The following is a 3,483-nucleotide window of genomic DNA, read 5'->3' on the forward strand; positions in this document are numbered from 1 at the left end:
CTCCCGGCGGGGAGAGAAAGCAGATCGTCAGGCGAAGTCGAAACCGAGGGCGGTGGTCACTGCGCGCACCTCCGCGCACAGCGCCTCGAGCGCCGGCAGGCGATCGAAAGCCCGCCGCAGGCGAGCCAAGCCGAGGAGAGGCCGCGCAAGGGCGACCACCAGGAAAGCATCCTTGCCGGCATTCCCGCGAGCCCCGGCCCCTCATCCCCACCCCCGGAAGGGAGAGGGAGCAGGGCGCTCACACCGCCCGGGCGTCGGCCTCGGCGCGCGCCAGGGCCCGGCGCTCGCGGCGCAGCCGCAGCCAGTCCGAGAAGCGCTCCATGTACAGATAGATCACCGGGGTGGTGTACAGCGTGACCAGCTGCGAGAGCAGCAGGCCACCGACGATCGACACGCCCAGCGGCCGGCGCAGCTCGGCGCCGATACCGTTGCCCAGCGCGAGCGGCAAGGCACCGAGCATGGCCGCCGCGGTGGTCATCATGATCGGGCGGAAGCGCAGCAGGCAGGCCCGCCGGATCGCCTCGCGCGCATTCAGCCCATCGCGCTGCGCCTCGATCGCGAAGTCGATCATCATGATCGCGTTCTTCTTGACGATGCCGATCAGGAGCACGATGCCGACGATGCCGTCGACCGACAGGCTCATGCCGCACAGGATCAGCGCCAGCAGTGCACCCACGCCCGCCGGTGGCAAGGTCGAGATGATCGTCAGCGGGTGGATGTAGCTCTCGTAGAGCACGCCCAGCACGATGTAGATCACCACGATCGCCGCCAGCAGCAGCAGCACCTCGTCCCCGATCGAGGCGTTGAACTCGGCCGCCTTGCCGATGAACTGGCCGCGCACCTGCGGCGGGAAGTCCAGCTGCGCCTCGACCTCGTGGATCGCATCGACCGCCTCGGACAGCGAATAGCCCTGTGCCAGGTTGAACGAGATCGTCACCGCCGGCAGCTGCTGCTGGTGGCTGACCACCAGCGGCGCGCTACCGACCTGGGCGGTGGCCAGCGAGGCGATCGGGATGGTGCCGCCGGCACCGACCTGGAAGCCGACGTTGCCGGTGTTGCCTATCCCCGAGGGCGTCGCCGAGTTGGCCGAGGTGAGCTGGCCGAAGCTGGTCGCGTTGGAGCCGGTCAGCGCGCCCGAGCCGTTGCCCCGCACGGTCAGCTTGTTGAGCAGGTCGCGGCTGGAGCGGAATTCCGGCGCCACCTCCAGCACCACGCGGTACTGGTTGAGCTGGGTGAAGATGGTCGAGATCTGGCGCTGGCCGAAGGCGTCGTAGAGCGTATCGTCGATGGTCTGCACCGGCACGCCCAGGCGGCTGGCCTTCTCGCGGTCGATGGTCAGCTTGAGCGCGTTGCCCTGGTTGGCCAGGTTGTTGTCCACGTCGGCCAGCTCCGGCCGCTGGCGCAAGGCCTGGGTCATCTGCTCGGCATGCCTGGCCAGGTCCGCCGAGTTCACCTCGGAAAGCGAGTACTGGTACTCGGTCGCGGCCACGCGGCTGTCCAGCGTGACGTCCTGCACGGGCTTGAGGTACAGCGCCACGCCCGGGATGTTGGCCACCGCATCCTGCAGGCGCGGCAGCACGTCCTGGAGGCCGCCGCGGTCACCGCGGTCCTTGAGCACGATCGAGAGCTGGCCCTGGTTGAGCGTCGGGTTGATGGTGCCCGCGCCGATGAAGGCGGCCACGCCGGAGACGGCCGGGTCCCGGCGCAAGGCATCCGCGACGGCCTTGGTGCGCTGTTCCATCTGCGGGAAGGCGACGTTCTCGTCCGCCTGCACCACGCCGGTGATCAGGCCGGTGTCCTGCTCGGGCAGCAGGCCCTTGGGGATCACCACGTAGAGGATGACGGTGAGCACCACGGTCGCCGCGGCCACCAGCATGGTCAGGCGGCGGTGGTCGAGCACCCAGTCCAGCGTGCGACCATAGAAGTCGACCGTGCGCGTCCACAGGTTGTGCTTGCCCTGCACGACGGCATGCTCGTGCGCGGCATCACCTTCGGGCAACTGATCGGGCTTGAGCAGGTAGGCGCACATCATCGGCGTCAGCGTCAGCGACACCAGCATCGAGATGGCGACCGCGATGGTCAGTACCCAGGCGAACTCGTGGAACAGGCGGCCGGTGACGCCCGGCATCAGCAGCAGCGGCAGGAACACCGCGATCAGCGAGACGGTCAGCGAGAGCACCGTGAAGCCGATTTCCTTCGCGCCGATCTCGGCCGCTTCCCTGCCGCTCTTGCCCTGCTCGATGTAGCGCACGATGTTCTCGATCATCACGATCGCATCGTCGACCACGAAGCCGGTGGCGACGGTCAGCGCCATCAGCGAGAGGTTGTCCAGCGACATGCCGCTGAAGGCCATCACGCCGAAGGTGCCCATCAACGACAGCGGCACCGCCACCGACGGGATGATCGTCGCCCACAGCCGGCGCAGGAACACGAAGATCACGCCCACCACCAGGCACACGGTGAGGATCAGCGTGAACTCCACGTCGTGCACCGAGGCGCGGATGGTGACGGTGCGGTCGGCGAACACGTCCAGGTGCACGTCGGCCGGCAGCACCGCCTGCAACGAGGGCAGCACGGCGCGGATCTGCTCCACCGTCTGCACGATGTTGGCACCGGGCTGGCGGCGGATGTCCAGCAGCACCGCCGGCTTGCCATTGGCCCAGGCGGCGAGCTGGTCGTTCTCGACGCCATCGACCACGCGCGCGACGTCCTTCAGCCGCACCGGCGCGCCGTCCTTGTAGCTGATGATGGTCTGCCCGTAGGCGGCCGCGTCGGTGAGCTGGTCGTTGGTGCCGATCGAGTAGCTCTGGGTGGCGCCGTTCAAGGTGCCCTTGGGTGCATTGACGTTGGCCGCCTGCAGCGCGGCGCGCACGTCCTCCAGGGTCAGGCCCAGGTTGGACAGCTGCGAGGGATTGACCTGCACGCGCACGGCCGGGCGCACGTTGCCGGCGATCGAGACCAGGCCCACGCCCTGCACCTGCGAGAGCTTCTGCGCGATGATCGAATCGGCCAGGTCATTGACCTCGCGCAATTGCCTGCTGTCGGAGGTGAGCATCAGCGTGAGGATCGGCGCATCGGCCGGGTTCACGCGGTTGTAGACCGGCGGGTAGGGCAGGTTGTTGGGCAGCGTGCCCTTGGCCGAACTGATCGCCGCCTGCACGTCCTGCGCGGCGATGTCGATGTCCCGGTCCATGTTGAACTGCAGGATGATCGTCGACAGGCCGGCGGACGAATCGGAGCTCATCATCGACAGGCCCGAGATCTGCCCGAGCTGACGCTCCAGCGGCGTGGTCACCAGCGCCGCCATGGTGGTCGCGCTGGCGCCCGGGTACTGCGTGGTCACCACCAGGCTCGGCGCATCGATTTCCGGCAGCGCCGAGACCGGCAGCTGGCGGTAGCCGAGCACGCCCAGCAGCAGCACCGCGACCATCAGCAGCGAGGTGGCGATCGGGCGGCGGATGAAGAGGGTGGAAAAGCCCATGG

General features: G+C 68.4%; 2 protein-coding genes. Both read right to left on the reverse strand.

The features are described 5' to 3' along the window. Positions 1 to 27: 27 nt before the first annotated feature. Complete coding sequence (locus tag VFH59_RS04190) at positions 28 to 159, reverse strand: hypothetical protein (protein ID WP_325163631.1); 132 nt, start codon at positions 157 to 159, stop codon at positions 28 to 30. Positions 160 to 238: 79 nt separating this feature from the next. Next, positions 239 to 3,481, reverse strand: a complete 3,243-nt coding sequence (locus VFH59_RS04195) for an efflux RND transporter permease subunit (protein WP_325163632.1) — start codon at positions 3,479 to 3,481, stop codon at positions 239 to 241. Positions 3,482 to 3,483: the final 2 nt, after the last annotated feature.

It is taken from the genome of Frateuria sp. (assembly GCF_035695185.1).
GTDB lineage: Bacteria > Pseudomonadota > Gammaproteobacteria > Xanthomonadales > Rhodanobacteraceae > Frateuria_A.